Source organism: Dyella sp. 01L423 (assembly GCF_056399945.1).
In genome coordinates this window covers 88,336-113,317 of sequence record NZ_JBFTSI010000001.1, presented here as the reverse complement: position 1 = coordinate 113,317, position 24,982 = coordinate 88,336, and the positions used below count along the sequence as shown (strand labels likewise).

29 protein-coding genes are annotated in these 24,982 nt (G+C 64.9%); 14 read left to right on the top strand and 15 right to left on the bottom strand.

All coding sequences use genetic code 11. The annotated features are described in order from the left end of the window. Positions 1 to 47: 47 nt before the first annotated feature. Positions 48 to 650, bottom strand: coding sequence for a short chain dehydrogenase (locus AC1DMY_RS00510; protein WP_477163101.1), 603 nt, complete (start codon positions 648 to 650; stop codon positions 48 to 50). 115 nt (positions 651 to 765) lie between these two features. Here AC1DMY_RS00510 and AC1DMY_RS00505 point away from each other — a divergent pair, with 115 nt between their 5' ends. Next, on the top strand, positions 766 to 1,665 hold the full coding sequence (locus tag AC1DMY_RS00505) for a LysR family transcriptional regulator (RefSeq protein WP_477163100.1): 900 nt from the start codon (positions 766 to 768) through the stop codon (positions 1,663 to 1,665). Positions 1,666 to 1,752: 87 nt separating this feature from the next. On the opposite strand, the gene AC1DMY_RS00500 is transcribed toward AC1DMY_RS00505, so the two are convergent. After that, positions 1,753 to 2,454: a protein kinase family protein gene (locus AC1DMY_RS00500; RefSeq protein WP_477163099.1), complete on the bottom strand. Its 702-nt coding sequence runs from the start codon at positions 2,452 to 2,454 to the stop codon at positions 1,753 to 1,755. A 39-nt stretch (positions 2,455 to 2,493) separates the two neighbouring features. Between AC1DMY_RS00500 and AC1DMY_RS00495 the strand changes: the two genes are divergently transcribed. Continuing rightward, positions 2,494 to 2,976 carry a DUF456 domain-containing protein gene (locus AC1DMY_RS00495; protein WP_477164165.1) on the top strand — a complete coding sequence of 161 codons (483 nt, stop codon included), beginning with the start codon at positions 2,494 to 2,496 and terminating at the stop codon, positions 2,974 to 2,976. 106 nt (positions 2,977 to 3,082) lie between these two features. Next, positions 3,083 to 4,855, top strand: a complete 1,773-nt coding sequence (locus AC1DMY_RS00490) for a DUF885 domain-containing protein (RefSeq protein WP_477163098.1) — start codon at positions 3,083 to 3,085, stop codon at positions 4,853 to 4,855. A 10-nt stretch (positions 4,856 to 4,865) separates the two neighbouring features. Here AC1DMY_RS00490 and AC1DMY_RS00485 read toward each other — a convergent pair whose 3' ends face one another. The 3 genes from AC1DMY_RS00485 to AC1DMY_RS00475 form a co-directional block, all read right to left on the bottom strand. Continuing rightward, on the bottom strand, positions 4,866 to 5,243 hold the full coding sequence (locus AC1DMY_RS00485; RefSeq protein ID WP_477163097.1) for a TfoX/Sxy family protein: 378 nt from the start codon (positions 5,241 to 5,243) through the stop codon (positions 4,866 to 4,868). Then, on the bottom strand, positions 5,240 to 5,908 hold the full coding sequence (trhA, locus tag AC1DMY_RS00480) for a PAQR family membrane homeostasis protein TrhA (RefSeq protein WP_477163096.1): 669 nt from the start codon (positions 5,906 to 5,908) through the stop codon (positions 5,240 to 5,242). The genes AC1DMY_RS00485 and trhA overlap by 4 nt, the downstream gene beginning before the upstream one ends. A 146-nt stretch (positions 5,909 to 6,054) precedes the next feature. After that, the gene (locus tag AC1DMY_RS00475) at positions 6,055 to 6,483 is read right to left on the bottom strand and encodes a hypothetical protein (protein ID WP_477164164.1); all 429 of its coding nucleotides are present in this window, start codon (positions 6,481 to 6,483) and stop codon (positions 6,055 to 6,057) included. A gap of 291 nt (positions 6,484 to 6,774) precedes the next feature. Here AC1DMY_RS00475 and AC1DMY_RS00470 point away from each other — a divergent pair, with 291 nt between their 5' ends. Together AC1DMY_RS00470 and AC1DMY_RS00465 are read left to right on the top strand one after the other, a co-directional pair. Further along, complete coding sequence (locus AC1DMY_RS00470; protein ID WP_477163095.1) at positions 6,775 to 7,602, top strand: universal stress protein; 828 nt, start codon at positions 6,775 to 6,777, stop codon at positions 7,600 to 7,602. Positions 7,603 to 7,797: 195 nt separating this feature from the next. Then, positions 7,798 to 8,454 carry an energy transducer TonB gene (locus AC1DMY_RS00465; protein WP_477163094.1) on the top strand — a complete coding sequence of 219 codons (657 nt, stop codon included), beginning with the start codon at positions 7,798 to 7,800 and terminating at the stop codon, positions 8,452 to 8,454. A gap of 89 nt (positions 8,455 to 8,543) precedes the next feature. On the opposite strand, the gene AC1DMY_RS00460 is transcribed toward AC1DMY_RS00465, so the two are convergent. Next, positions 8,544 to 8,834 carry a hypothetical protein gene (locus AC1DMY_RS00460; protein ID WP_477163093.1) on the bottom strand — a complete coding sequence of 97 codons (291 nt, stop codon included), beginning with the start codon at positions 8,832 to 8,834 and terminating at the stop codon, positions 8,544 to 8,546. A 224-nt stretch (positions 8,835 to 9,058) separates the two neighbouring features. Between AC1DMY_RS00460 and AC1DMY_RS00455 the strand changes: the two genes are divergently transcribed. Both AC1DMY_RS00455 and AC1DMY_RS00450 read left to right on the top strand, forming a co-directional pair. Further along, positions 9,059 to 9,637 (top strand): cysteine dioxygenase, encoded by a 579-nt coding sequence (locus tag AC1DMY_RS00455; RefSeq protein WP_477163092.1) that lies wholly within the window; start codon positions 9,059 to 9,061, stop codon positions 9,635 to 9,637. A gap of 38 nt (positions 9,638 to 9,675) precedes the next feature. Then, positions 9,676 to 11,046, top strand: a complete 1,371-nt coding sequence (locus AC1DMY_RS00450; RefSeq protein WP_477163091.1) for an FAD/NAD(P)-binding protein — start codon at positions 9,676 to 9,678, stop codon at positions 11,044 to 11,046. Between the two features lie 44 nt (positions 11,047 to 11,090). Here AC1DMY_RS00450 and AC1DMY_RS00445 read toward each other — a convergent pair whose 3' ends face one another. Beyond that, the gene (locus AC1DMY_RS00445; protein WP_477163090.1) at positions 11,091 to 12,104 is read right to left on the bottom strand and encodes a zinc-binding alcohol dehydrogenase family protein; all 1,014 of its coding nucleotides are present in this window, start codon (positions 12,102 to 12,104) and stop codon (positions 11,091 to 11,093) included. Between the two features lie 109 nt (positions 12,105 to 12,213). Further along, entirely contained in the window at positions 12,214 to 13,443 is a 1,230-nt protein-coding gene (locus AC1DMY_RS00440) for an MFS transporter (protein WP_477163089.1), read from the bottom strand. 148 nt (positions 13,444 to 13,591) lie between these two features. Here AC1DMY_RS00440 and AC1DMY_RS00435 point away from each other — a divergent pair, with 148 nt between their 5' ends. Both AC1DMY_RS00435 and cls read left to right on the top strand, forming a co-directional pair. Beyond that, positions 13,592 to 14,521, top strand: a complete 930-nt coding sequence (locus AC1DMY_RS00435; RefSeq protein WP_477163088.1) for a LysR family transcriptional regulator — start codon at positions 13,592 to 13,594, stop codon at positions 14,519 to 14,521. Positions 14,522 to 14,577: 56 nt separating this feature from the next. After that, complete coding sequence (gene cls, locus AC1DMY_RS00430) at positions 14,578 to 15,981, top strand: cardiolipin synthase (RefSeq protein ID WP_477163087.1); 1,404 nt, start codon at positions 14,578 to 14,580, stop codon at positions 15,979 to 15,981. 69 nt (positions 15,982 to 16,050) lie between these two features. Here cls and AC1DMY_RS00425 read toward each other — a convergent pair whose 3' ends face one another. Both AC1DMY_RS00425 and AC1DMY_RS00420 read right to left on the bottom strand, forming a co-directional pair. Beyond that, positions 16,051 to 17,250 carry an MFS transporter gene (locus AC1DMY_RS00425; protein ID WP_477163086.1) on the bottom strand — a complete coding sequence of 400 codons (1,200 nt, stop codon included), beginning with the start codon at positions 17,248 to 17,250 and terminating at the stop codon, positions 16,051 to 16,053. Between the two features lie 67 nt (positions 17,251 to 17,317). Next, positions 17,318 to 17,689: a hypothetical protein gene (locus AC1DMY_RS00420; RefSeq protein ID WP_477163085.1), complete on the bottom strand. Its 372-nt coding sequence runs from the start codon at positions 17,687 to 17,689 to the stop codon at positions 17,318 to 17,320. A 216-nt stretch (positions 17,690 to 17,905) separates the two neighbouring features. Here AC1DMY_RS00420 and pncA point away from each other — a divergent pair, with 216 nt between their 5' ends. After that, positions 17,906 to 18,553 (top strand): bifunctional nicotinamidase/pyrazinamidase, encoded by a 648-nt coding sequence (gene pncA / locus AC1DMY_RS00415; RefSeq protein WP_477163084.1) that lies wholly within the window; start codon positions 17,906 to 17,908, stop codon positions 18,551 to 18,553. Positions 18,554 to 18,558: 5 nt separating this feature from the next. Here pncA and AC1DMY_RS00410 read toward each other — a convergent pair whose 3' ends face one another. The 3 genes from AC1DMY_RS00410 to AC1DMY_RS00400 all read right to left on the bottom strand — a co-directional run bounded on the left by AC1DMY_RS00410 (position 18,559) and on the right by AC1DMY_RS00400 (position 19,711). Beyond that, entirely contained in the window at positions 18,559 to 18,747 is a 189-nt protein-coding gene (locus AC1DMY_RS00410) for a CPXCG motif-containing cysteine-rich protein (RefSeq protein WP_477163083.1), read from the bottom strand. Between the two features lie 35 nt (positions 18,748 to 18,782). Continuing rightward, positions 18,783 to 19,208 carry a hypothetical protein gene (locus AC1DMY_RS00405; RefSeq protein WP_477163082.1) on the bottom strand — a complete coding sequence of 142 codons (426 nt, stop codon included), beginning with the start codon at positions 19,206 to 19,208 and terminating at the stop codon, positions 18,783 to 18,785. Positions 19,209 to 19,273: 65 nt separating this feature from the next. Beyond that, entirely contained in the window at positions 19,274 to 19,711 is a 438-nt protein-coding gene (locus AC1DMY_RS00400; protein ID WP_477163081.1) for a putative toxin-antitoxin system toxin component, PIN family, read from the bottom strand. Positions 19,712 to 19,784: 73 nt separating this feature from the next. Between AC1DMY_RS00400 and AC1DMY_RS00395 the strand changes: the two genes are divergently transcribed. Genes AC1DMY_RS00395 through AC1DMY_RS00385 form a run of 3 tightly spaced genes read left to right on the top strand, consistent with a single transcriptional unit; the run spans position 19,785 to position 21,509 of the window. Then, entirely contained in the window at positions 19,785 to 20,057 is a 273-nt protein-coding gene (locus tag AC1DMY_RS00395; protein WP_477163080.1) for a hypothetical protein, read from the top strand. Then, entirely contained in the window at positions 20,054 to 20,563 is a 510-nt protein-coding gene (locus AC1DMY_RS00390) for a M48 metallopeptidase family protein (protein ID WP_477163079.1), read from the top strand. The genes AC1DMY_RS00395 and AC1DMY_RS00390 overlap by 4 nt, the downstream gene beginning before the upstream one ends. A 34-nt stretch (positions 20,564 to 20,597) precedes the next feature. After that, complete coding sequence (locus AC1DMY_RS00385; protein ID WP_477163078.1) at positions 20,598 to 21,509, top strand: ion channel; 912 nt, start codon at positions 20,598 to 20,600, stop codon at positions 21,507 to 21,509. 7 nt (positions 21,510 to 21,516) lie between these two features. Here AC1DMY_RS00385 and AC1DMY_RS00380 read toward each other — a convergent pair whose 3' ends face one another. Further along, complete coding sequence (locus tag AC1DMY_RS00380; RefSeq protein ID WP_477163077.1) at positions 21,517 to 22,479, bottom strand: quinone oxidoreductase family protein; 963 nt, start codon at positions 22,477 to 22,479, stop codon at positions 21,517 to 21,519. Positions 22,480 to 22,673: 194 nt separating this feature from the next. Between AC1DMY_RS00380 and AC1DMY_RS00375 the strand changes: the two genes are divergently transcribed. Further along, positions 22,674 to 23,594, top strand: coding sequence for a sulfotransferase family protein (locus AC1DMY_RS00375; protein WP_477163076.1), 921 nt, complete (start codon positions 22,674 to 22,676; stop codon positions 23,592 to 23,594). A gap of 20 nt (positions 23,595 to 23,614) precedes the next feature. Here AC1DMY_RS00375 and AC1DMY_RS00370 read toward each other — a convergent pair whose 3' ends face one another. Continuing rightward, entirely contained in the window at positions 23,615 to 24,895 is a 1,281-nt protein-coding gene (locus AC1DMY_RS00370) for an aspartyl/asparaginyl beta-hydroxylase domain-containing protein (protein WP_477164163.1), read from the bottom strand. Positions 24,896 to 24,982 lie beyond the last annotated feature (87 nt).

The following is a 24,982-nucleotide window of genomic DNA, read 5'->3' as shown; positions in this document are numbered from 1 at the left end:
GCACACAGGGTGCGCTCCCACAGTTCTTTTCTCTCTGGGTGCCGCGCTTATTCCCAGATCTTGTAGACGCGGCCGGTCAACACACCTTCCACGCTGCGTCGATACACCTGGCCCACGCGCGCGCCAGGCACGGCTTCGAAACCCGGGAAATACGGCCCATAGGCCTCGAGCGCCTCGGTGAGCAAGGTGGCGCTCACCGCATTGATGCGCAGACCGCGCGGCAATTCCGTAGCCGCCGAACGCACGAAGCCTTCAATCGCTGCATTCACCGTGGTCGCATTCGTCCCCAACTTGATCGGCTCTTCCGCCGTGATGCCGCTGGTCAGCGTGAAAGAACCACCATCACGCAGGTGCGCGATGCCGGCGATCACGGCATTCACCTGCCCCATCAGCTTGTCCTGCAGCCCGGACATGAATTGCCCGGGCGTGGTGTTGACCAGCTCGCCAAAATGCACGCTGCCCGCGGCAGTGACCACGGCGTCGAGCTGACCTACTTCGGCGTACATGCGCTCGACGCTCGCCATGTCGGTGAGATCGACACGTGCATCGCCTGAGTGACGCCCGGCAAGAATGAGTTCGTGATGGGGCGCCAGCGCCCCCGCCACTGCCTGGCCGACGATGCCGCTGGCACCGACTAGAAGAATTCGCATCTGAAGCCTCGTGGATGCGCCCCGGCATGGGTCGCCAAGCCCTCAGTGTCCGCTGAGCGGCGGTAACAATAAACGTGCCATGATGCGAGGCATTCCAAACCATGGGTTTTCAATCATGGATACCTTGGCAAGCATGGCGATGTTCGTGCGGGTGGTGGATACCGGCAGTTTCGCGGCGGCCGCGGAAGCCAGCGGGGTGTCGCCGACCATGGCCGGCAAACATATCCGCGCGATCGAGCAACGGTTGGGCGCGCGCCTGCTCCATCGCACTACGCGCCGGCAACAGCTCACCGAGGTGGGCCGGCTCTATTACGAGCGCTGCAAACTGGTACTGGCCGATGTGGAACTGGCCGAGCGCAGCGCCCACGAATTGCAGGCCACGCCGCGCGGCCGGCTGCGCATCACCGCGCCGATGAGTTTCGGCAGCCGGCGACTCACACCGGCACTCACCGACTATCTGCAACGTTTTCCCGATGTCAGCGTGGAGCTGTCGCTGGACAATCGCGTGTTTGACCTGGTCAGCGAAGGCTACGAGCTGGGCATTCGCATTGGCGCCGTCGATGATCCCCAGCTGGTCGCGCGCCCGCTGCAGCCCTATCGCATGCTGCTGGCCGCGTCGCCCCATTACCTCGCCAAGCACGGAAATCCGTCGCGTCCCGAGGAGCTCTCCAAGCACACCTGCCTGGGCCTCACCAACTGGCGTCGCCGCGATCAGTGGCGTTTGCTTGGCCCCGACGGCGCGGAGTGCGACGTGCCGGTGCAGGGGCGGCTATCGGTCGATCATGGCGATGCCTTGCGTGTCGCGGCCTTGCACGGCGCCGGCATCGTGCTGCAGCCGGAGGTGTTGCTGGCGGAGGATCTGGCCGAAGGTCGCCTGATGGCGGTGCTGCCCGAGTGGGCGCCGCCGTCGACCCCGATGCATCTGCTGTATGCGCAGGATCGCCGGCCTACGGCGAAGTTGCGCAGCATGATTGAGTTTTTGTTGGAGCGATTTGGGGCCGACGCTACCTTGTAGGAGCGCACTTGTGCGCGACCGGCACGCAGTGCCGGCGCGATGCGCCGTTCGCGCACAGGGTGCGCTCCTACAAGGGGCGACGCACCATCACTGGCGCACGCGGCCCTGGCCTTCGTTGTCCCAGTAACCGAACACGCGTCGCGCGATCAGTTTGTAGAGGCGCTTGCCTGTGGCGCGCCATAGCAGCGCATGCGGGGCAGGTGTTTGCAGGATCAGCAGCTGCCGTGCGGTCAACGCTTGCGCGCAATACGTGCGCTTGTGCTTAAGCAGGTGACGCAGGTCTTCGCGCGCCAACGCGCGGAACAACGCCCCGCGCCTGCCGCGCGTCCACGCGAGCTGGAAATCCACCAGCGCAGGGCGCCCGTCCAGACCCACCAGCCAGTTCGGTTCCTTGGCGGCATCGTTGTGCACGATGCCTCGCCGGTGCAGGCGTGCCAGCAAGCGCAGTGCATCGCGGTAGTACGCGCGGTCGCAGGGTTGCGCCTGTTGCATCGGTGCGCCGGCGATATAGCTGCGCAGCAGTTCGCGCCCGTTCCAGCCCAGCAGCGCAGGCACCCCGTCCACGCCATCGAGCTTGCTCAGCGCACGTGCTTCGCGCGCGGCGGCGCGGCGCGCGAACGCGCGTGCCCACCAGCAGGCGGCGTCGACGTCGCGGCGGATCATGCGCACACCGTATCGCTCAGTCACTGCGATGCGACCCAGTTCATCGGACTTGAGCAGCGTGTCGCCTGGGGTATCCACAGATGCTCCGTGCGGTGGCCGTGCTTCATTGTCACCCAATCGCGCCATGCCGATATGCTGGCTCCCTCGGACACGGAGAACCTCATGCTGGAGATTGCACTGTATGTGCTGGCCGCCCTGCTGATGATCGGCGGCCTGGCCGGCAACATCCTGCCTGCCTTGCCCGGCATACCGATGATCTTCGGCGGCATCTGGCTGGCGGCGGCGGTGGACCAGTACCGGCACCTGGGCACGTGGTGGCTGGCGGTCATCGGCGTCCTGGGCGTCATCGGCGTCGCGCTGGACTTCGTCGCGGCCTCATTGGGCGCCAAGCGGGTGGGCGCCAGTCGGCGGGCGATCTGGGGCGCCGGCATCGGCACCGTGGTGGGCATGTTCTTCGGCCTCGCCGGCCTCATCGCCGGCCCCTTCCTGGGCGCCCTTCTGGGTGAGCTGACCTCGGGCACCAGCGTGCTGCGCTCGGCCCATGTGGGCGTGGCCACCTGGCTGGGCCTGTTGTTTGGCACCGTCGTGAAGCTGGTGCTTTCCTTCGTGATGATCGGCTTGTTCGCGTTTGCCCTGCTGTTCGGCTGAGCCCGGCGCCCGGGCTGGCCGTTCGGCTAGCGCGACCTTCGGCACATGGCGCAGCCTGGGCGCCGCCCTATAGGCTCGGGGGCACTCCACCATCAGGGAAGTGCTCATGTCCAAACGTCTCGCCTTGGCACTGGCGGTTTCGCTGGTCGCCGTCGGTTCCGCCCAAGCGGAAACCAAGTCGCCCGCCTGGATCGAACGCAGCAACACCGATGCCAAGGTGCTGCTCGATGTGATGGCGAAGTTCAACCCGGAATTTGCATCGCAGGTCGGCGTGCCCGGCTTCGACGACAAGGTCGTCGACATGAAGCCCGATGTCGACGCCCGCTCGCGCGCTGCTTTCGTCGACGCCAAGGCCAAGCTAGAAAAGATGCTGGCCAGCGAGAAGGACGAAAACGTCCGCCAGGATCTGCAGATCATGATCAAGGCGGTCGATCAGCAGATCGAAGGCATCGATCTCAATCACAAGTACATGCTGCCGTATCAGGACGTGGGCCAGCTGATCTTCCAGGGCGAGTTCGTCTTGCTGAAGGATGACGTGGCCGCCAACCGTCGCCCCGCCGCGCTCAAGCGTCTGGAATGCTACGTGGGCAAGACCGCAGGCTGCACGCCGCTGGTCGAGCTGGCCAAGGCGCAGACCACCGCGCGCCTGGGCGAGAAAGACCTGATCGGCCCGTACAAGAACGAAGTGGAGCAGAAGCTCAGCAATACGCCGCGCTACACCCAGGGCATCCGCCAGCTGTTCGCCAAGTACAAGCTCGATGACGCCCAGGGCAAGGCCGCGCTCGATGCGCTGGACAGCCAGCTCAAGGAATACGACGAGTGGGTGCGTACCACCATCGTGCCGCGCGAGCGCACCGATTTCCGCCTGCCCGAGCCGCTGTATGCGTACAACCTCAAGCAGGTCGGCATCGATATCCCGCCGGAACAACTGATCAAGGAAGCACAGTTCGAGTTCACCGAGCTGCGTTCGATGATGCAGATGATGGCGCCGGTGGTGGCGAAAGAAGAAGGCATCCAGGCCACCGACTATCGCGATGTGCTGAAGGCGCTGAAAAAACAGCAGCTGGGCAAGGATGACGTGGTGCCCTGGTACCACGAGATCATCGGCAAGATCGAAGACACCATCCGCCGCGAACACATCATCACCCTGCCCCAGCGCAAGATGCAGATGCGCCTGGCCTCGGAAGCGGAAACCGCGGCCGTGCCGGCACCGCACATGGACCCGCCGCCGTTCATCAACAACCACGGCGAACAGGGCACCTTCGTGCTGACCATGGGCAACCCCAGCGGCGGCAAGTCCGATTCGTATGACGACTTCACCTATAAGGCGGCCGCCTGGACGCTTACCGCGCACGAAGGCCGCCCGGGCCACGAGCTGCAGTTTGCGGCGATGGTGGAGCGCGGCGTGTCGCTGGCACGCAGCCTGTTCGCCTTCAACAGCGTCAACGTGGAAGGCTGGGCGCTGTATGCCGAGTCGGAAATGCTGCCGTACGAGCCGCCGTCGGGCCAGTTCGTGGCCTTGCAGGCGCGCCTGCAGCGCGCGGCGCGTGCCTATCTCGATCCGATGCTCAACCTCGGCCTGATCACCAAGGAACGGGCGCACGATGTGCTGCGTTACGACGTGGGCCTGTCCGAAGCGATGACGCAGCAGGAACTGGACCGCTACACCTTCAACAGCCCGGGCCAAGCCACTGCGTATTTCTACGGTTACATGCGCTTGCAGCAGACGCGCCTGAACACCGAACTGGCGCTGGGCAAGGACTTCAACCGCCAGGCCTTCAACGACTTCGTGATCGGCCAGGGCCTGTTGCCGCCCGAGCAGCTCGCCGAGGCGGTGCGCACGCAGTTCATTCCGTCGCAGAAGAAGCAGGCGAAGTAAAAGCGCCTGTTTAGTACTGACGAGGCCGCGCTTTCGGGCGCGGCCTTTTCTTTGCCGGCGCGGGCGCGTGACTGCTGCGTTCCAGCCACTGCGCAAAGCGTGCCGTGTCGCTGCGTAGCGCGGGAGGAACCAGGATGTAGTCGCGACTGGGCGGCTCGTCCGCTCGATGTCGAAAGCGATCCGCGCCCTCGTGAGCGAGCAAATCAGCTTGGTCGGCTTCAGCCAGGCGCAACGCCAGGCCTTGTGTCGACAACCACGCGCACGGCTTTTCATCGACCCAGGCCATCAGTCCGCCGAACATCGGCTTGAAGCGAAGATCGTGCGGACGTCCCAGATGGGTGGCGGCGTCTTCCAGTTCCCGACGAAGTAGCTCGATCTCGGGATTCACATCGGCGCGTCGGGCAACACGTAGAGCAGCACGGCGAGATAGTGCAGCACGCTGCCGGCCAGCACGAAGAAGTGCCATACCGAGTGGTGATAAGGGAGTTTGCGCCACAGGTAGAACGGCACGCCGAGCGTGTAAGCCACGCCGCCGGCGAGCAGCAACACCATGCCGCCCGTCTGCAGATGCGCCAGCAAGGGCTTGAACGCAATCACGCCCACCCAGCCCATGCCGATGTACATCAGCACCGCGAGTTTGCGGTACTTCTTCAGCAGGCCCAGTTCGAGCGCGCTGCCCATCAGCGCCAGCGTCCACACCGTGGCAAACAGGCTCCAGCCCCAGGCGCCCGGCAAGGCGATCAGGGTGAACGGCGTATAGGTGCCGGCGATCAGCAGGAAGATCGCGATGTGATCGAGCGTGCGCAGCACGCGCTTGGCCAGCGCGCCGGGAATGGAGTGATACAGCGTCGAGGCGGTGTAGCAGAGGATCAAGGTGGTGCCGAATACCGCACTGGCCACTACGGCCCGGGTGTCGCCATAGAGCGCTGCAAACGTCACCAGGGTCACCAGGCCGGCAATGCTCAGCAGGATGCCGATGCCGTGGATCACACTGCTGGCGAGTTCGTCGCCGAAGGCATAGCGGGGGAGAGCCGTGCCGGAGGTGGCGGACATGGGGATTCCTCAAACGGAACGTACTGGAGCGTACGGCCCCGCCACCTTAGGACGCCCGATCCGATTCAACAAGAGCGGAAGCGGGCAGCCAGCAGGCATACCCGCGACGCAAGACCGCACGGCGCAGGCGCGCCATGCCGGTTCGATCATTCGATGATGAAGGCGCCGAAGGCCACGCCCAGATCCCAGCCCTTGCCCGTACCGCTGAGCGCGAGCGAGACATTGCCCTTGGTCATCACCCGCGCACCAGCCGAGTTGGCCGCGCCGGCATGCACGCCTGCATCGGCGTAATGGCCCTTGATCTCGCCGATGCTGCCGACACCGGAGAACTTGCCCACGCCATTGGTGATCTGGCTCTTGCCGAAGGTGAGTCCGCCACCCTTGACGCGCAGATGCACCGACATGCTCTGGCCGTTGTTGCAATGGACGGTGCCGTTGCCGGTGGCGGTCTGATAGAACACCGACCAGCCCGCGAGGTTGAAACTCATCTTGCATTCGATATCGCCGGCATGCGCCGGCACCGATGCCGCCCAGCCGGCCACGGCCAGCACGGTGGCAGCCATCCACTTGGACATGCTCATTGCGGTTCTCCCTGGTTACGCGCCGCCAGTAGGCAGCAAGCGCGCGATTCTGGCAATCGCCTGTCCGCTGCGGCGTGAACAGGCCATTCACCCAGGATGTACGCCATAGCAAGCCGCAAGGGGAAACAATGCCATAACCGGGCATCCCCTCTCTCTCCCCCGATGCCCGGCCTTACCGCCCCGCCATCCTGTGCGGGGCTTTTTTTGTCCTGCGACTTCGCGCGCTACACGGCCACCGTTGGCAGGCTCTATGCTGATATCGGATTGGGAATCAGGAGAGCCGCCATGTCCGCGATCGACCTGCTGTTGCATCTGGACCATCTCGACCTCGGCGTTGCCGCTCCGCGCGCCGCCCTGGCCTTGGCGCAACGACTGGGCGCGCGGCTGGATGCGCTCTACGTGGCCGATCTACCGGCCACCGCCTTCAGCCTTCCCGAAGCCGTACCCGTGCAGTTGGAAGAAACGCAGCGCCGTGTGGCCGAAGCGCGGACCCATGACCACCAGTGGCAGCAGACATTGGCCGCCCGTGCGCTCAATGGCAGCTGGCGGGTCACCCAGGGCGACACCGTCCAGGCGGTGAGCCAGGCGGCCTCCGGTTACGACATGCTGGTGATGGAACGCAGCCAGAAACGCAGCGATGCACCCGTAGGTTTTGGATCGGTATCGCGCTGTGTGTTCGCCAGTGGACGACCGGTATTGGTGGTGCCCGATGTGGCACCCGTGCCCAGCGTCGGCGCCAATGTGCTGGTGGCATGGAACGGCAGCCGCGAATCCGCGCTCGCGCTTGCGGCGGCCGTGCCGCTGCTGCAGAAGGCCGACCTGGTGCGCGTGCTCGACGGCAGCGAAATGAACGCGGACATGCTGCCGGTGCTGCCGCCGCCGGGCCTGGCCGACTGGCTGCAGCGCCACGGCATCAACGCCCGCATCGATACACTCGATAGCGGCCCCAGTCACGCCGCGGGGCCTGCCGTGCTGGAGGCTGCGCATAGCCAGGGGGCCGACCTGATCGTGATGGGTGCCTGGAGCCGCTCGCGCCTCGCGCAAATGGTGCTCGGCGGCACCACCCGCCACCTGTTCATGCACGGCGATGTGCCGATGCTGGTGGCGCACTGAAAAACCCCGCTTTGGGCCGTCGGGCTTCCGCCCGCCAGAATAGCCTTCCATACGGCTACTTGCGCAAGTCTTTTTTTCAGGCTTAGGCTGCAAGCGCACCGACACGATCCCTCCGCGTCCCCGCGCGGCGTGCACGGGCCATCCGCCTGTTGCTACAGGCGTCAAAACTCACATCGATACGTCAGGAGGTCGCCTATGTCGTCCGCAAGCCTGGCTGCACCCCGTCATGCCCATCCCGACCATGTCCGCATCGCCGCGATGAGCGTGGCGATCACCCTCAACCTCGCTGCATTGCTTGCCCTCATGCGTCCGATGGCGCCGCAATTGGCCGAGCAGGTACAACGCATCGCCGCCACGCCGATCAGCTGGATCACCCCGGAGAAAGAGGTACCCCCGCCACCGCCGATCGACATCAAAAAGCTGGTGCAACCGAAGACCGCCCCACATCCGCAAGCGCTAACGCATCCCCTGCCGGTGGCTCCGCCGGTGGTGAACACCACCGACGAAGGCACGGTGGCCGCACCGATAGCCCCGCCAACCATCGCCCCTCCTGCGGACGTAACCAGCGCTCCCGTCGAAGCCACCCTCGCCTATCGCGCGACGCCGCTGAAATATCCCGCGCAGGCGCTGCATTCACGCCTGCAGGGGCAAGTGATCCTGAAGGTGCTGGTGGACGAGAACGGTGTTCCGCAAGAGGTCGCTGTCGAACAAAGCAGCGGCTACAGCCTGCTCGATCGCAGCGCACGCGAGCAGGTGTTGAAGGGTTGGAGGTTCGAACCGGCGATGGTGAATGGTCGGGCCGTGCGTGCGTGGGCACGCGTGCCGGTCACCTTCAATTTGAACGAGATTTGAGCGGCTACACCGCGCTTTAGAACGATCTGAAGCGGAAGGCCCGACCTGCATCCAGTGGCAGGCCGGGCCCTTCCACGGCAAGCGAAGTTCTAGTGCGCGTTGACGGGCGCCGCTGGCGTCGGTCCGCGCGCCAGGCGCACGATGGCCCACACCATGGCCACCAGCACAATCATTGGCAGGCACAAGGGCAGCAGAGCGAGCGCCACAATGGGTGCGGCGATCAACAAGGCGAGACCGCCGAACACCAGGCCGAGCACGGCGCCGACCAGGCTGAAAAGGCCGCCGATCAAGGCGAAGGCGAGCTTGAACACCAGGCCGATCAATGCGACCCCAAGCCAAACGCCAACTATCAACATCAAGAGCACGCTTATCGCAAACATGATGTAGCTCCTCCCGGCGTAACTGCCGGCGACCGTTGCGCATCGAGCAGTTGTGGCAATCGATACAAGTTTCAAGGCCTGCCTGGAAAGCATCGTGCGCTTTTGCGGCATGTCACGCATGTCGCGAAAGTCATGTCCCGCGCCATGCCGATCTCGCCCCGGTGTTACGGGACTTTAACGATACGCATGCTCCACTGCGCGCCGGTTTCCATGAGTGACTTCGCATGGCCAAACACATGCAACACCTCAAGGCGCTGCGTGAAATCGCATTTGATTATGGGGTGGGCGAGCACCCTGACCTTGCTTCGATGGCAAGGGAACTGAGCCGCACGGTCTATCAGAACAAACAGGCCTTGATCGGCGATCTGGCCGACCTGCGCGAGCGCAACCGCGGCTTTGAACGCTGGCTGGTGGCGCAGCGCAACAAGCCCGATATCAGCGTGCTGGTGATGGCATGGCCGGCCAACTACGCTACCCCGATCCACGATCACGATGGCCTGTGGGGCCTGGAGATGGCCTTGCATGGGGCGCTCGAGGTGGAATCCTGGGACCGCGATCCGAACGGAAAGAACCTGCGATTGACCGGCCGCGACTGGCTGGGCCCCGGCGACGTCACCTGGTTCGACGCCGACGACCGCCATGTCCACCGTTGCCGCAACCTCTCCCGGCACGACACCGCCTTGACGCTTCACGTGTACGGTGGCGATCTGGCACAGTACTTTACATACCAAGAAGCTGGCGAAGCTGGCCAGTGGACAGCAAGCCAGCAGCGCAGCGCCTTGGCCGGCCGCCTGTATGCTTGAAGCCACACACGTGAAGACGCTTTTTTTGAGGGAGTGGCATGTATCGACGGGTCGCCATCATCGGCGGCGGTGCTGCAGCGGCAGCGCTGCTGAGCGAGTTGCTGGAACGCCAGCTGCCGCAGCCGTTGCATCTGGACTGGTATACCGGCGGCGGTAACTCGCCGCGTGGTGTCGCGTATGGCACGCGGTCCGACAAGCATTTGTTGAACGTTCGTGCGGCCTCGATGAGCATGTTTGCTGCCCGGCCGCACGGGTTCCTGGAATACGCCCAGCGCGGCGACAGCACCATCGCCGGCACCGATTTCCTGCCGCGCCGCCTCTATGGCGATTATCTCGAAGCCCAGGTGGAGCGCGCGCTCGAACGCGCACGCGCGGCGGGCCACGATGTGCGCGTGCTGCCGTTCGAGGTGGATGCCATCGTGCCGGAGCACGACGGCGTCAATGTCATCCATGGCGAGGACAGCGCACGTGTCGATGCCGCTGTGCTCGCCATCGGTTCATTGCCGCCGCTGCCGTTGAATGGCGTCAGCGATGCCGCGCTCGACAGCGGCCAGTACGTGACCGAACCCTGGGGCTTTCTTGCGCAGGCCAAGCCGGACACACGTCCGCGCAAAGTGGTGCTGATCGGCCTGGGCCTCACCGCTGTCGACGTGCTGCTGGAGCTATCGGCGCTGTGGCCGAACGCCACCTTCGAAGCCATCTCGCGCCACGGCCTGTTGCCGGAGCCTCATCTGCAGCACGCCTCGGCGCCGGCGGACGACAGCGGCGAACTGATCGAGGCGATGCGCGACGAGCCCTATATCCGTACGTGGATACGACTGCTGCGCGAAGCCATGTCGCAAAGCGCCGACTGGCGCACCGTGGTCGACAGCCTGCGCCCGCATACGCCTTCGCTATGGGCGCTGCTGCCGGATGCCGAACGCTCGCGCTTCTTGCGTCACGCTCGCTGGGCCTGGGAACGCGTGCGCCATCGCATGCCGCCGCAGGTCATGACCGCCATGAAGGCGCTCGAGGATGGCGATCGCCTGCATCGTCGCCGCGGTCGCCTGCAGACGGTCGATGTGGTCGGCGACAAACTGCATCTGGAAATCCGCCGTCCGCACGGCAAGGGCATCGAAACGATGGATGCGGATCTGGTCATCCAGACGGTGGGACTCAATACGGATGTGCGGCGCACGCATCATCCGTTGATCCGCCAGCTGTCGACCAACGGCCATGTCGCCGCCGACCCGCTCGGCCTGGGCGTCACCGCCACCGCGGAAGGCCGCGTGGCGCACGGCAATCAGCCGTGGCCGCATTTCTACGCCATCGGCACCCTGCTGCGCGGCACGCTATGGGAATCCACGGCCATGCCTGAGATACGCCAGCAGGCGCGCAATCTCGCCGACCGGTTGTTGAAGGGCGGCTAAGAAAAAAGGAGCGCTTGGCGCTCCTTTTTTTGGCGTGCCAGCGATTACCAGCCGCTTAAAACCAGCTTGCCGATCGAGCTCGCGCTTTCCACTTGCTGATGTGCGCGGCGCAAATTCTCCGCATTGATCGCACCCAGATTTTCGCGCAGCGTCGTGCGCAATACACCGGCGTCGACCAGGTCAGCCACTTCGTTGAGCAGACGATGCTGCGCCTGCATGTCCTCGGTGTGGAACAGCGAGCGCGTGAACATGAGCTCCCAGTGCAGCGAGATGCTTTTCTGCTTGAGCAGGTTGATCTCCAGCGGCTTGGCCGGATCATCGATCAAGGCCAGCTTGCCTTGCGGCTTGAGCAGTTCCACCAGCTTGGCAAAGTGCTGCTCGGTATGCGTGAGGCTGAGCACGTCGTCCACGCCTTGCGGCGCCACGGCCTTCACCGCGGCGACCAGATCGCCATGGTGATCGACCACGTGATGCGCGCCCAGGGCCTTCACCCATGCCTGGCTGTCTTCGCGCGACGCCGTCGCGATCACGGTGGCATTGGTGAGCGTGCGCGCCAACTGGATTGCCATCGAACCCACGCCGCCCGCTCCACCCACCACCAGGATGACGCGAGGGCGCGCCGTGGCGCCGCGCGGCAGGTTGAGCCGATCGAACAGCAGTTCCCACGCAGTGATCGTGGTGAGCGGCATGGCCGCGGCCTGCGCGAAATCGAGTGTGCCTGGCTTGCGTCCCACGATGCGCTCATCCACCAACTGGAACTGCGCATTGCTGCCGGAACGATCGATCGCGCCGGCGTAGTACACCGCGTCACCGGGCTTGAACAGCGTAACGTCGGCACCCACCGCTACCACGGTGCCCGAGGCATCCCAGCCCAGCACCTTGTCGGCACCGTCGGGGTTGGCGCGCTGGCGCACCTTGGTATCTACCGGATTGACCGAGATGGCCTCGACCTGCACCAGCAGATCGCGCCCTTGCGGCGATGGCTTCGCCAACTCGACGTCGAGCAGGCTGTGCGGATCGGTGATGGGCAGGATCTGTCGGTATGCGACGGCTTTCATGCAGCTCTCCTTGCGAATACGAAAAGTCAGGGAATGATTTTGCGCCGGCGAAAGTCATCAAACAGTGGCGCGAAGCTTGGCTACCGACGATAGAACAGATGATGGCGGATCAGGCCCCCACGGCGCAGGCCGCCGCGATCGCGCCGCGGCGTCGTTCGAGCGCCGCACTGATCAAGGTCACCAGCAGGCCGAGCAAGGCGACCACCGCGCCGGCCACGCTCACCGAGGGCAGCCCCAGGCCCATGCCGATCATCGAACCGCCGATGAAGGCGCCGATGGCATTGCCTAGATTGAAGGCCGCGATGTTCAGCGTCGAAGCCAGATGCGGACCGTCGCTCGCCTGTTGCACCACGCGCATCTGCAGTGGCGGCACGGTGGCAAACGCAGCGATGCCCCACACGAACACAGTGACGATAGCCGCGACGGTGTTGTGCATGGTCCAGGCGAACGCCAGCATGATCAGCGACAGCGCGATCAACACGCCCACCAGCGACGGCATCAGGCGCCAGTCGGCAAGGCGACCGCCAAGCATGTTGCCGATGGTGGTGCCCACGCCAAACAGGATCAGCACCCAACCGGTGGCGCCCACACTCACATGCGCTACCTGTTGCAGGATCGGCGCGATATAGGTGAATACGGTGAACACGCCACCAAAGCCCAGCACCGTCATCAGCAAGGCCAGCAGCACCTGCGGCTGACGCAGTACGCCAAGCTCGCGCTTCATGTTCGGCGACGGCAGATCTGGCAAGGCCGGCACCAGGCGCCACACGGCGATCGCTGCGATCAGCCCCAGGCCGGTGACGGCCATGAAGGTCGAGCGCCAGCCCGCCCATTGGCCAAGGAAGGTGCCGAACGGCACGCCCAACACATTGGCCAAGGTCAGCCCGGTGAACATCAAGGCGATGGCGCGCGCGGCCTGGCCACGCGGCACCACGTGCGAGGCCACCACGGCACCGATGCCGAAGAACGAGCCATGACAGAACGCCGCCACCACGCGCGCCACCATCAGCACGCCGTAGTTGGGCGCCACCGCGCACAGCGCGTTGCCGAGGATAAATAGGCCCAGCAACAGCAGGAGGGCGTTGCGGCGCTCCATGCGGGCCGTGAGGGCGGCCAGCAGCGGTGCGCCGGCCGCCACGCCGAGCGCATAGCCAGACACCAGCAGTCCGGCGGAAGGGATGCTCACGTGCAGGTCCGTGGCCACTTCGGGCAGCAGGCCCATGATCACGAATTCGGTGGTGCCGATGGCGAATGCGGCGACCGACAAGGCCAGCAGGGCCAGCCGCGACGAACCGGCTGCGGCCGCCTCGGCCTTGTCGGAGGAACGTGGGGAGTTCATGGGAGGGGATCCCTGAAGGAAACGGCCGCCACTGTGCGCCTTGTAGATCTTTGCGGGAATTGAGCAAACTAGAGAGGCATCTTTTCCTGAAAGTTAAAGATGGCTCGTCCCCAGGCCGCACAAGCCTGCTCGCCAAGGTCTCTGGAACATGGTCGATTTCGAAGATATGCGCCTGTTCGTCCGCGCCGTGACCGAAGGCAGCCTGTCGGCGGCCGGTCGCGAACTGGGCTTGTCACCGGCCGCCGCCAGCAAGCGGCTGACCCGGCTGGAGACCGCGCTGGGCGTGCGGCTGCTCCAGCGCAGCTCGCGCCGGCTGGTGCTCACCGAGGAAGGCACACTCTATTTCGAGCGCTGCCAGGCGATCATCGCCGACGTGGACGACGCCAACTCGGCTGTCGGGCTGCGCCAGCTGGAGGTGCGCGGGCAGCTGCACATCTCCGCCTCGGTGGATATGGGGCGTCAGTACGTGGGCCCCATCGCGGCCGGTTTCGCCGAGCAGCATCCGCAGCTGCATCTGCGCATCACCAATTCCGACGCCATGCTCGACCTGTTCGAATACGGCGTGGACGTCGCCGTGCGGGGCGGCACCATGGCCGACTCCCGACTGGTGTCGCGCCTGCTGACCAATAACTTCCGCGTGCTGTGCGCCTCGCCGGACTATCTGGAGCGGCACGGCCATCCGCGCCATGCCGACGAACTGCAGCAGCACCGCTGCCTGATGCTCCACCGTCCAGGCCATGGCGTGCTGCCGTGGATCGTGCAGACGCCGGATGGCCCACGACCATTGCGCGTGGAAGCAGCGATGACCTGCGACAACGGCGACCTGATGCGCAGCCTGGCTGTCGCCGGCCACGGCATCGCGTTCAAGTCCGCCTGGGACATCGCCGACGATGTGCGCGCAGGTCGCCTGGTGCCACTGAAGAACGAAGTGTTCCTGCCCGACGCCCACACCTACGCCATCTACCCCAGTCGTGCCTACCTGCCGGCGCGCATTCGCCTGTTCGTGGACCATCTGCAGCAGGAACTGCAGGCACGCGAACGCGATGTGCTCGATACTGTGCGCGACGCCATGCGTTGATGCGGGGAACCCATGCTGGATAAGGATCGCCTCACTCATCTCGCCGGTGGCATGGCATGTTGACCACCATCGTCGGCAGCCTGCTGCTGGTGCTGCACATTGCCGGTGTGCTGGCCGCCATGCACGCCGTGATCAATACGCGCACGCCGCAAGGCGCGTTTGCGTGGGCGCTGGGCCTGGTCTTGCTGCCCTACGCCACGCTCATCCCGTATCTGTATCTGGGGCGCAGCCATTTTCACGGCTACGTGGACCTGCACCGCGCACGACGCGACCAGATGCAGGCGCTCGCGGATGCCCAACTGGCCAATGGATCGAGCGCACCCGAGGTCAACGAACGCTACGGTGAAATCGCGCACATGCTCGGCGCGCGTTTCCATCCCGGGCAACGGCTGCGACTGCTGATCAACGGCGACGCCACGTTCGAGGCGATTTTTGCCGCCATCAACGAGGCCAAGCGCTGCGTACTCGTGCAGTTCTTCATCTTCCATGACGACATGCTCGGCAAGCGCATGCAGCAGGCGCTGATCGATCGCGTGCGCGCCGGTGTAGATGTCTGTGTGCTCTACGACGGCATCGGCAGTCACGCGCTGCCGAACGAATATGTGGAGACGCTGCAGGAAGCGGGCGTGATCATCCATCCGTTCGCCACGCAGCGGCGCAGCAACCGCTTCCAGCTCAACTTCCGCAATCATCGAAAGATTGTGGTGGTCGACGGCGTGCGCGGTTATGTCGGCGGCCTCAACGTGGGCGATGAATATCTCGGCCTCAAGCCGCCGCTGGCGCCTTGGCGCGATACGCATCTGGAAATCGAAGGCCCTGCGGTAGCCGACCTGCAGCGCAGCTTCGCCGAAGATTGGCACTGGGTCACCGGTGAACTGCCGCCGCTGCTCAAACCGCAGCAAGGACTCGGCAGCGCGCATACGCTCATCGCCGCCACCGGACCGGCCGATCGACAGGAAACTTGTTCGCTGTTCTTTGTCTCGCTGATCCATGCCGCGCGTCACCGGCTATGGATCACCACGCCTTACTTCGTACCCGATCAGGCGGTGATGTCGGCGCTGCGGTTGGCGGTGTTCCGCGGTGTGGACGTGCGCGTGCTCATTCCCTGCCGCCCCGATCATCGCACCGTATTTCTCGCCACCAGCCTGTACGCCCACGAAGCCGTGCTCGCCGGTATCCGCGTGTTCCGCTATCAGCCGGGCTTTGTGCACGAGAAAGTGCTGCTGGTCGATGACGACACAGCGTCGGTGGGCAGCATGAATCTGGACAACCGTTCGTTCCGTCTCAACTTCGAGATCGGCGCCCTGAACGTGGATGCCGAATTCGCAGCCGAAGTGGAAGCCATGCTGTGCGATGACTTCGCGCACGCGCATGAAGTCACTGCCGCGGAATACGAAAAGGCGCCGTATCTGCGGCGACTGGCGATGCACGTGGCGCGATTGTTCGATCCGGTGCTTTGAGGCACGCCGAGACCTTGCGGTCGCGCACAAGTGCGCTCCTACAAGTGCGCCGGGGTCTTGCGGTCGCAATCAACCGGTCGCCTTGTTGCCGTGAAGCAGATAGAGGCAACCCGTGAGCACGGCTGCCGCCAGCGACAACATCGCGGCCACCACGAACATCGGCCCGTAGCGTCCACTGGAGGCGATCCAGCCACCCAATGGACCGGTCACGCCCAGCGCCACATCGATAAACACCGAATACGACGCCAGCGCCGCGCCACGATTGCTTCCGCTCACGCGCTCCACCGCCACCACGCCCAGCGCGGGAAAGATCAGCGAAAAACCGATACCGCTCAATGCAGCGCCGAGCATGGCCATCGCCGGATGGTTCGCCATGGCCAGCACGATCAGGCCCACGCATTCCACCAGCAACGAGACGAGCGCGGTGCGATAACCGCCGAAGTACGCGATGGTCCAGCCCAGCACCAGGCGCACACCCACGAAACAGACACCGAACACGCTCAACGTGGGCGCGGCGCCGGCCCAACCCTCTCGCGCGTAGTACAGCGTGATGAAGGTGGCGATCACGCCGAAGCCCACCGACGCCAGCGCCAGGCCCATGCCGTAAGGCGCCACCCGGCCGAATACGTGGTGCATCGGCAGGCGCTCGCCGGCCTCGACGTGCACGGCGGGGCGACGCCACGCCAGCAACAGGCCCAGCACCATCAACACCACGGCCGCGATGCCGATGCTGGCAAAGCCCGCGGCATGGGTCAGCACCACGCCCAGCGGCGCACCGACCGCCAGTGCGCCATAGGTGGCGATGCCATTCCAGGAAATGACTTTGGCGGTGTGTTCCGCACCGACCCGGCCGATGCCCCACATGATGCAGCCGGTGGCCACGCAGCTCTCGCCCATGCCCAAGGCCAGTCGCGCGACCAGCATCACGCCCACCGACGCCACCGGCCATGCGCGCAACAAGGCCGCCGCGATCATCAGCAAGCCGCTGATCGCGCACGCCACCAGACCGATCAGTGCCGCACGCTTGGGGCCGGCGGTGTCGGAAGTGCGTCCTGCAAAACCGCGACTGAGCAAGGTCGCCACGTATTGCGTGCTGATCACCAGGCCGGCCAGCACGGCGCCAAAGCCAAGCTCGGTGTGCACGAACGGCGGCAACACCGCCAACTGCATGCCGATCACCAGATAGGCCAGAAAAGTGAAAAGAACGATCTGGACGATCCGTCGGGTCAGCGGCAAGCCGTTGGCGCCCGCTTCAACGTGAGTATTCATGAGTACTGCTTTGAGGGAGAAAACAGCGGCGTCATCGGCGCAATGGGGGAATCGCCGAGTACGCGCGTTACACGGACGTGCGACGACGTGCGAACAACAGCCAGCCAATGAAAACACCGACGGCAACGCCGACGAACTCGAAGAACACGCGTGCGCCGAGATTATCCGGGTCGTGCACTTCGGCCAGTCGCACTTTCAGCAGCTGCAGCGACTGCACGCGGCCGTAGTTGAAATAGACGAGGTTCCACATATCGCTGCCACCGGCGAGGATCACGCCGATCACGCTCGCCCAGCCGACCTCGAGCCCGAGACTCCAGCCCTGGCTGCGGCCGAACAAATGCAAGCCAACGTAGACGAGCAGCCCGATGACCAAGGCAATCGCACCGGCCTCCAGCGCACCCACGATTCCGTAGCCCATCCACGACTGGTCGAAAAACATGCCTCTGGTTCCTATCGGTTGCCGTGGGCTCATTATGCCTGCGACGAAGGGCCGGCCGGGGCCATACCATCGTCTGGGGTGGCAGGTTCCCAGCCTGAACGCACCCTAGGGATGACAAATCACCCGTCGAACGCGTCACACCATGCTCCCCTCCGGCCCACTAGACTTTCCGGCGCAACCTTTTGCGAGACTCGACGCGACCATGAGCCCATCCCTATGAGCCCAGCCATCAGCCGGCGCGCCGCCCTGATCCTGGTCGACGTGCAACCGGACTTCATGCCCGGCGGCGCGCTCGCCTGCCACGAGGGGGACGCCATCGTTCCGGGCATCGACCAGCTGCTGAAGCGGGATGTCTTCGAGCATGTCGTCGCCACCCAGGACTGGCATCCCAAGGGCCACGTCTCGTTCGCCAGTTCGCATCCCGGGCGCGCGCCGTTCGACCGCATTCCGCTTTATGGCCATGCGCAGACGCTTTGGCCGCCGCACTGCGTGCAGGAAACGCCTGGCGCGGCGCTGCACCCGTCGATCGACTGGTCGCCGGTGGATACGGTGATCCGCAAGGGCGACGATCCGCGCGTGGATTCGTATAGCGGTTTTCGCGAAAACCATGGGCCGCACGGCAAGCGCCCTTCCACCGCATTGCATGGCTGGCTGCGCGAGCAAGGGGTGGACGAGGTGTATGTCTGCGGCCTGGCACGCGACGTGTGCGTGCTATGGACGGCGCAAGATGCCGTGGAGCTGGGCTATCGCACGCACGTGCTGTGGGATCTCACCCGACCGGTGTCGCCGGAGACGGATATCCCCACGCGCCTGCGTTTCGAGAACATGGGCGTGGATGTGATCGACTCGACCGCGCTGGCCTGAGCGCTTTAGCCTTCGTTTTCGGAGGCCACGCTGACATGCGGCTCGCCGTCGTCGTCAACGCTCACGCTGATGTTGATGGGACGGCAGCAGACCTGGCAGTCCTCGATGTAATGCTGGCTGTCGACGGAGCCATCGACAAGAATCTCGATGGCTTCGCCGCAGTAGGGGCAGTGGATGAAGACTTGATCGAGCATGGCGCCCTCCTCGACTCCCCTGTTCAAAGCATCGCTCAGCGCTTGGCCAGCGACAGCGACGAACCCCACTTGTTCACTTCCACCAGGGCAGTTTCGCCGGGGGCCAGGTTGGTGTCGACGTGCGCATTGTCGCCCGCCTTGTGACACGCGCCGGAGTTGCGCAGCGATACGGTGTGGGCGCCGCTGGGCAGATAGAAAGTGGCCTGCTCGCCGGTTTCCAGCTGCGCGGCAAACTTGTCGTCAACCATGATCTGGCTGGAACAGCCGCCGCCGAAGTAACCGTTGCTGCGCACGATCTGCAGCGTGGCATTGCCATCGCCTGGCGACTGGTAGATGAACTGGCGATTGGACACCACGTCCTTGATGACCTTGTCGTGGTCGTTGGTTACACCGCAGCCGGTCAGGGCCACCAGGCCCAAGGCCACCCACACTGCCGCTGCTGCGTTCTGCCTGATCTTCATCGCCGGACTCCATCTTGGATAGTTAGCATCGCGAACACGCGATCAATCGGTTGTGAAGCGTACGCTCAGGACGCAGGTGGTTCCCATGCCGAAGGACACAGAATGAGGAACCAGCCTTCGCGCGCTGTGCGCCGTGCAAGCTGGAGCACGGCCTTGTCCTTGCTGAGCAGCCACTGCGCACCGGCCGCCAGCGCCAGTTCGAGGAATTTCTGGTCATCCGGATCGGCGCAGCGGGGCAGCTTCACCTCCGGACGGGCCGTCATGGCGCCCGGCGACAGCAGCGACACCGTCTGATCAAACGCCGCCACGGCCTGCTCGCGCGCCGCCTCAGTGAGACCGAACTGCGGATAGGCCAGCACGGCCAGCCATTCCTCGCGGCAAGGCTCATCCACCACCGCGGCCACCAGACCTTGCTCCAGCGCGGCCCTGAGGCGCTCGCAGGCGGGATCGCGGAACACGAATAGATCGAGCGCGACATTGGTGTCGAGGACGAGTCGGGGCACGGATTTGGACATGGCGCGCATGGTGGCACAGCCACCCGGTTAAAATGAGCGTCCTACCTGGTGGAATACCGACATGACCGAACGCCTCTTCGACCACTACGCGGTCCACACCACGGCGGTTGCCGAGGGCTCGCGTTTCACCGCCTGCATCGTCGTCACGCCGCGCGAACGCAGCGGTTTTCCGGTGTATTTCGCCATCTGCGAGAACCGCAGTTTCCGTGAACAGGCGCTGGCAGAAGCGGCCGCCGACAAGGCGCTTGCCGCCATCGAATCGCTGGAAGAGGACGGCACGCCGGTGTTCCCGGAAGGCTACACCGGCTTCGACGACGAACCGCCCGCGGCATGACGGCGCTGAAGTACCTCGGCGGCTATCCGCCGGCACTGCTGGACAAAGTGCGCCAGCTGATCGACCGCGATGAGCTCGGCACGTATCTGGAGCAGCGCCATCCGGGCCGCCACGAGGTGCAGAGCGACAAGGCGCTGTATGCCTATACCAATGCCCTGCGCCAGGAACACCTGCGCAACGCGCCCGGCATCGACCGCGTGTGGTACGACAGCAAGCTGGATGTGATCAGCAAGGCACTGGGCATGCACACGGCGATTTCGCATGTGCACGGCAGCCGCATGAAGGCGCGCAAGGAAATCCGCATTGCCTCGCTGTTTCGCGACACGCCGCCGGAGTTCCTGAAAATGATCGTGGTGCACGAACTGGCGCACCTGAAGGAAACCGAGCACAACAAGGCGTTCTACCAGCTGTGCGAATACATGCAGCCGGACTATCACCAGCAGGAACTGGACCTGCGCCTGTTTCTGACCTGGCGCGATGCGCTCGATGCGCGCACGCCGCGATAGAATTGCCACGCCCCTCACCGCCAGGTATGGCCCCATGTTCGTTTGGTTTCGGCAATGGCTCAATCGTCCACGCACGATCCAGATCGGCGGACGGCCGTTCGTCAGTGAAGGTCTGACCCAGCGCATCTGGGACGACATCTACCATTTCGCCCTCAATATCCGCTGGCCCACGTTTTTCGCGCTGGCGGCAGCGGGATTCCTGGCGCTCAACACGGCGTTCGCCGCGCTGTACCAGCTGGGCGATCACGCCATCGCCAACCAGTTTCCGCGCAACTTCGCCGGCGCGTTCTTCTTCAGCGTGGAAACGCTGGCGACGGTGGGCTACGGCGACATGCATCCGCAAACGATGTATGCCCACATCGTGGCGACGGTGGAGATCTTTGCCGGCATGTTGAGCATCGCCTTGGTCACCGGTATCGTGTTTTCGCGCTTCTCGCGACCGCGCGCCAAGATGCTGTTCGCCGATCATCCGGTGATCCGCCAGGTGCATGGGCAGAGCACGTTGATGATACGTGCGGCAAACGCACGCCAAAACGTGATCGCCGAAGCCTCGGCGAAACTGCATCTGCTGCTGCGCGAAACCTCGCCCGAGGGCTTCCGCCTGCGCCGCATTCATGACCTCAAGCTCCTGCGCGACCGCCACCCGGTGTTCACGCTGAGCTGGAGCCTGATGCACGTGATCGACGAGAGCAGCCCGTTGTACGGCATGAGCCAGGAGGAACTGGCGACCACCGAAGCCACCCTGATGCTGTGCATCGAGGGCATCGACGAAACCACCGCGCAATCGATGCTTGCCCGCCACCAGTGGAGCTATCGCGAGTGGCGCTGGAATCATCGCTACATCGACCTGGTGCACGACGACGATCAAGGCATCAGCCACATCGACTACGGCGTGTTCCACCATGTGCTGCCGGTGGAAGAGAACGAGAACACCGATCGTTTTTGAGCCACCCTCAAAGCGTCAGCAGCACCTTGCCGATGGCGGCGCGGCTTTCCAGGAATTCATGCGCGCGGGCGCCGTCGCGTAGCGGGATGCGTGCGGCAATCTGCGGCCTCACGCTGCCCTGCCTGATCTGTTGAAACAGCGCCGCGGCGCGCTGGCGACGCTCAGCCGGGCCAGTCAGCACGTTCCAAAGGTCGCCGCCCGTCAGGGTGAGCGAGCGGTCCATCAACAGGCGCGGATCGACCGGATCCGGATCGCCCGCCGCCATGCCGTAGAACACCACGGTGCCACCGATGCGGGCCACTGCCATGCTGTCCGACAGCGTGCGGCCCACCGAATCGTAGACCACGTTGGCGCCGTGTCCGCCGGTGAGCGAACGGGTGGCATCCACCCAATCGTCGTAGCCCACGGCTACATCGGCGCCTGCACCGATCACGGCGTCGCGCTTGGACTCGCTGGACGCGATGCCCAGCACCACCGCGCCGAGCGCCTTGAGCATCTGCACCAGCAGCAGGCCAACGCCACCGGCGGCCGCGTGCACCACGGCCACATCGCCGGGGCGCACCACAAAGCTGTCCGTGACCAGGTATTGCGCGGTCAGTCCCTGCAGCAGCACGGCGGCGGCCGTATCGAAATCGATATCGTCCGGCAAAGGGATCAAGCGATCGCGATCCACCGCCACCAGCTCGGCGTTCGAGTGCGGCATGTCTGCAAAGCCCACCCGCGTGCCCGCGGCGAACTGGGTATCGCCCGGCATCGGGATTTCGACCACGCCCGCACCCTCGTATCCCAGCACCCAGGGCGCCGAGCCGCTGAGGTGGTAATTGCCGTTGCGGCGGTAAACGTCGGCGAAATTGAGGCCAACGCTGTGCATGCGGACCAGTACCTGATCGGGGCCTGGCGTGGGGTCCGGGCGCTCGGTCCAGCGCAAAACCTGGGCGGGGCCGAAGCGATCAAAAGTCAGTGCGTACATGGACGAGGTCCTGATCCAAAGCGGCCGTGGTTGGCAAGTTTGCCCTGCGACGGAGCTCTCCAACAGAGAAGAGTGAAAAAACAGTCGCTTTTTCCTTACGGGAAGCTGTATTTTTGGTCAACGCAATGAGAAATCACGCGTTATTCACCGTCATTGGCCGGCAGGTCACGGCCACTGTTCAGGGAGACAGCGCCATGCGGCGAACCTTTGTCGTGGGTTGCCCACGTTCCGGGACCACTATTGTCCAGGCTTTGCTGGCGCGCCACCCTGCGATCTATACGCTGCCGGAAACGGCGTTTTTCGAACAACTGCACGGTGACCTGGCCTGGCGCTGGGGCGATGCCCGCGTGCAGCCGCGTCGCCGCCGCTGGCGCCAATCGCTGGGCCTGACCCGCCGGCATATCCGCGAGACCTTTGTCGCCCTGCACGTCCAGCTGGCCGGCGCGCGCCCGGCGATACCCTCCGCCTACCACTGGCGCACTCTTTCCGGGCAGTTTCTTGCACTGCTCGATCGCTCGGCCGGGATGGCCGGGCGATCGATGTGGCTGGAAAAGACGCCCAATCACCTGCTTTACATCCCCGAGATCGAAACGCTGGCGCCGGACGCGCGCTTTGTCCACGTGGTACGCCGCGGCATGGACGTACTGGCCTCGCTGGCCGACGTCTATCTGCGCTTCGAAAACGACGACGCGTTCGGCGGCGGCACCGTGCACTGGGCGCGCCGCTGGAATCGGGCCATGGACATCCACAGCCAGCACGTCGGCCGGGCCAACCATCACTTCATCTTCCTCGAGGATCTGGTGCGTCAGCCGGATATCGAATGGGCGCGCCTGTGCGCCTTCCTCGACCTGCCGCCGGATGCTCCGCTGGACAACGCCTGCCAGCAATCCATCGCCAACCTCAACGACGAGCCGTGGAAGATCTCGGCCATCGAAGGCCAAGTGCGCGAAGCCGATCCCAAGGTGGACGGCCTGTTTGGCCCCAGGATGCAGCGCTGGCTGCAAGGCCGCCTCGCCTCTTACGAGGACCTGCGCGCGCAGTGCCAGGCGGTACGTGCGCGTCCCGCCGCACGCGTGCGCAAGGCGTACGACGCCCAGGCAGCCGGCGTCGGCTGAGCCCAGCCAAGCCGCGTCCTTTATCCCCCTGGTACGGCGACTTCGCTGGCGCGGTTGAAATCCCCGATGGTCTCGACCAGGTCGGTCACGGCCATGCGTTCGACCTCGGTGAGGTCGGGATTCCAGCTATCGAGGATCACCACCACGCGGGTGCTGTCGCTGCGATTCCACGCCTCGTGCTCGAAGGTGTCGTCAAAGGTGACGCAGCGGCCTTCCTTCCACTCGTGCAGTTCGCCCCCCACGTTGATCGCGCAGTCGCGCGGCACGATCAAGGGCAGATGCGTGACCAATCGCGTGTTGGTCACGCCACGGTGCGGCAGGATGTGCGTGCCCGGCCGCAGCACGGAGAACAGGGTCTCCGGCGCGTGATCGCGGATGCGCACCAGCGGAATATGCTCGAGCACGGCCGAGGTGCGCGGGCAGCGCGCATGGTTCTCGTCGAAGCGATCGCCGTGGCGATAGAAGAAGAAGGCATCCCATGCGGCGGGCTGCTCGCCCGATGAACGCAGGTGTCCCTTGAGTGATTCTTCGGTCTGCTCGCCGAGGAACGGCTCGAACGGACGGTTTTCAGCGAGCACGGACTGCAGTTCTTCGCGGATCACCCCGGTGGCGTCCTGCAGTTCGGCCTGCCAGGGGAAGCGTTCGGCAGCGTAGTAGGCCTGGCTGGGTACGCCGGGGAAATATAGGAATTTCGGTTTTTGCCGGGGGTCGGGAAGTTCCGCCCGACGCTCGCCCAGGTAGATCGCCAGGCAGGCCTCCACGCGGGACAGGGCGTCGCGGCCATAGCGCGCGCGCATCGGCTCGAGCACCGCGTCAAAGGTACGGCGGCGGCCCGCGTCGATGAAACGCATCGCGTGCTGCACGGCCTGGCGCAGCCCTGGCGCCGTGGAGGCGTCGCTCATCCAGCGCCCCTCGGCCTGGGCCGCATTGACCGCGCCGAAATAGGCCAGCAGTGCACGCTGCATCTCGCCCAACTGCTCCAGGGCAATGCCCAGGCGCAGGCGCGCCACGAACATATTGGGTGCGATGTCCACGCACCGGCGCAGACTTTCCGCAGCCCCTCGCAGGTCGCCCGCGACCGTCTGCACCACGCCAAACTGGTGCAGCAGATCCGGATGTTCCGGGTGCGCCTTCACGGCGGCCGCCAGCATGGCCAGCGCGCGACTGGCGTCTCCCCGCGCCAGATGCCGGCTGGCCACGAATTGCAACGCCTCGGCATCGTCGGGCGCCTGCTCCAGCAGGCGCGCGAAATACTGCTCGGCCAGCGCCGCATCGCCCTGCCGCAATCCGTTGAGCGCCATCTCTCGCAGCGCCGGCACTGCCACTCCCACTCCGCTATTCATCATTGCTCCCGCCGCTTGCGACATCACTAATGCAATTGAGCACCG

Bases quoted from the DNA above. Each gene is read 5' to 3' on its own strand.
- AC1DMY_RS00505 (WP_477163100.1), top strand. From the start codon at position 766: ATGGATACCTTGGCAAGCATGGCGATGTTCGTGCGGGTGGTGGATACC.
- AC1DMY_RS00375 (WP_477163076.1), top strand. From the start codon at position 22,674: ATGCGGCGAACCTTTGTCGTGGGTTGCCCACGTTCCGGGACCACTATT.
- AC1DMY_RS00395 (WP_477163080.1), top strand. From the start codon at position 19,785: ATGACCGAACGCCTCTTCGACCACTACGCGGTCCACACCACGGCGGTT.
- AC1DMY_RS00445 (WP_477163090.1), bottom strand. From the start codon at position 12,104: ATGAAAGCCGTCGCATACCGACAGATCCTGCCCATCACCGATCCGCAC.
- pncA (WP_477163084.1), top strand. From the start codon at position 17,906: ATGAGCCCAGCCATCAGCCGGCGCGCCGCCCTGATCCTGGTCGACGTG.
- AC1DMY_RS00420 (WP_477163085.1), bottom strand. From the start codon at position 17,689: ATGTTTTTCGACCAGTCGTGGATGGGCTACGGAATCGTGGGTGCGCTG.
- AC1DMY_RS00455 (WP_477163092.1), top strand. From the start codon at position 9,059: ATGGCCAAACACATGCAACACCTCAAGGCGCTGCGTGAAATCGCATTT.
- AC1DMY_RS00450 (WP_477163091.1), top strand. From the start codon at position 9,676: ATGTATCGACGGGTCGCCATCATCGGCGGCGGTGCTGCAGCGGCAGCG.
- AC1DMY_RS00510 (WP_477163101.1), bottom strand. From the start codon at position 650: ATGCGAATTCTTCTAGTCGGTGCCAGCGGCATCGTCGGCCAGGCAGTG.
- AC1DMY_RS00460 (WP_477163093.1), bottom strand. From the start codon at position 8,834: ATGTTTGCGATAAGCGTGCTCTTGATGTTGATAGTTGGCGTTTGGCTT.
- AC1DMY_RS00425 (WP_477163086.1), bottom strand. From the start codon at position 17,250: ATGAATACTCACGTTGAAGCGGGCGCCAACGGCTTGCCGCTGACCCGA.
- AC1DMY_RS00490 (WP_477163098.1), top strand. From the start codon at position 3,083: ATGTCCAAACGTCTCGCCTTGGCACTGGCGGTTTCGCTGGTCGCCGTC.
- AC1DMY_RS00405 (WP_477163082.1), bottom strand. From the start codon at position 19,208: ATGAAGATCAGGCAGAACGCAGCAGCGGCAGTGTGGGTGGCCTTGGGC.
- AC1DMY_RS00500 (WP_477163099.1), bottom strand. From the start codon at position 2,454: ATGGCGCGATTGGGTGACAATGAAGCACGGCCACCGCACGGAGCATCT.
- AC1DMY_RS00465 (WP_477163094.1), top strand. From the start codon at position 7,798: ATGTCGTCCGCAAGCCTGGCTGCACCCCGTCATGCCCATCCCGACCAT.
- AC1DMY_RS00390 (WP_477163079.1), top strand. From the start codon at position 20,054: ATGACGGCGCTGAAGTACCTCGGCGGCTATCCGCCGGCACTGCTGGAC.
- trhA (WP_477163096.1), bottom strand. From the start codon at position 5,908: ATGTCCGCCACCTCCGGCACGGCTCTCCCCCGCTATGCCTTCGGCGAC.
- AC1DMY_RS00380 (WP_477163077.1), bottom strand. From the start codon at position 22,479: ATGTACGCACTGACTTTTGATCGCTTCGGCCCCGCCCAGGTTTTGCGC.
- cls (WP_477163087.1), top strand. From the start codon at position 14,578: ATGTTGACCACCATCGTCGGCAGCCTGCTGCTGGTGCTGCACATTGCC.
- AC1DMY_RS00440 (WP_477163089.1), bottom strand. From the start codon at position 13,443: ATGAACTCCCCACGTTCCTCCGACAAGGCCGAGGCGGCCGCAGCCGGT.
- AC1DMY_RS00370 (WP_477164163.1), bottom strand. From the start codon at position 24,895: ATGGCGCTCAACGGATTGCGGCAGGGCGATGCGGCGCTGGCCGAGCAG.
- AC1DMY_RS00475 (WP_477164164.1), bottom strand. From the start codon at position 6,483: ATGTCCAAGTGGATGGCTGCCACCGTGCTGGCCGTGGCCGGCTGGGCG.
- AC1DMY_RS00470 (WP_477163095.1), top strand. From the start codon at position 6,775: ATGTCCGCGATCGACCTGCTGTTGCATCTGGACCATCTCGACCTCGGC.
- AC1DMY_RS00385 (WP_477163078.1), top strand. From the start codon at position 20,598: ATGTTCGTTTGGTTTCGGCAATGGCTCAATCGTCCACGCACGATCCAG.
- AC1DMY_RS00435 (WP_477163088.1), top strand. From the start codon at position 13,592: ATGGTCGATTTCGAAGATATGCGCCTGTTCGTCCGCGCCGTGACCGAA.
- AC1DMY_RS00410 (WP_477163083.1), bottom strand. From the start codon at position 18,747: ATGCTCGATCAAGTCTTCATCCACTGCCCCTACTGCGGCGAAGCCATC.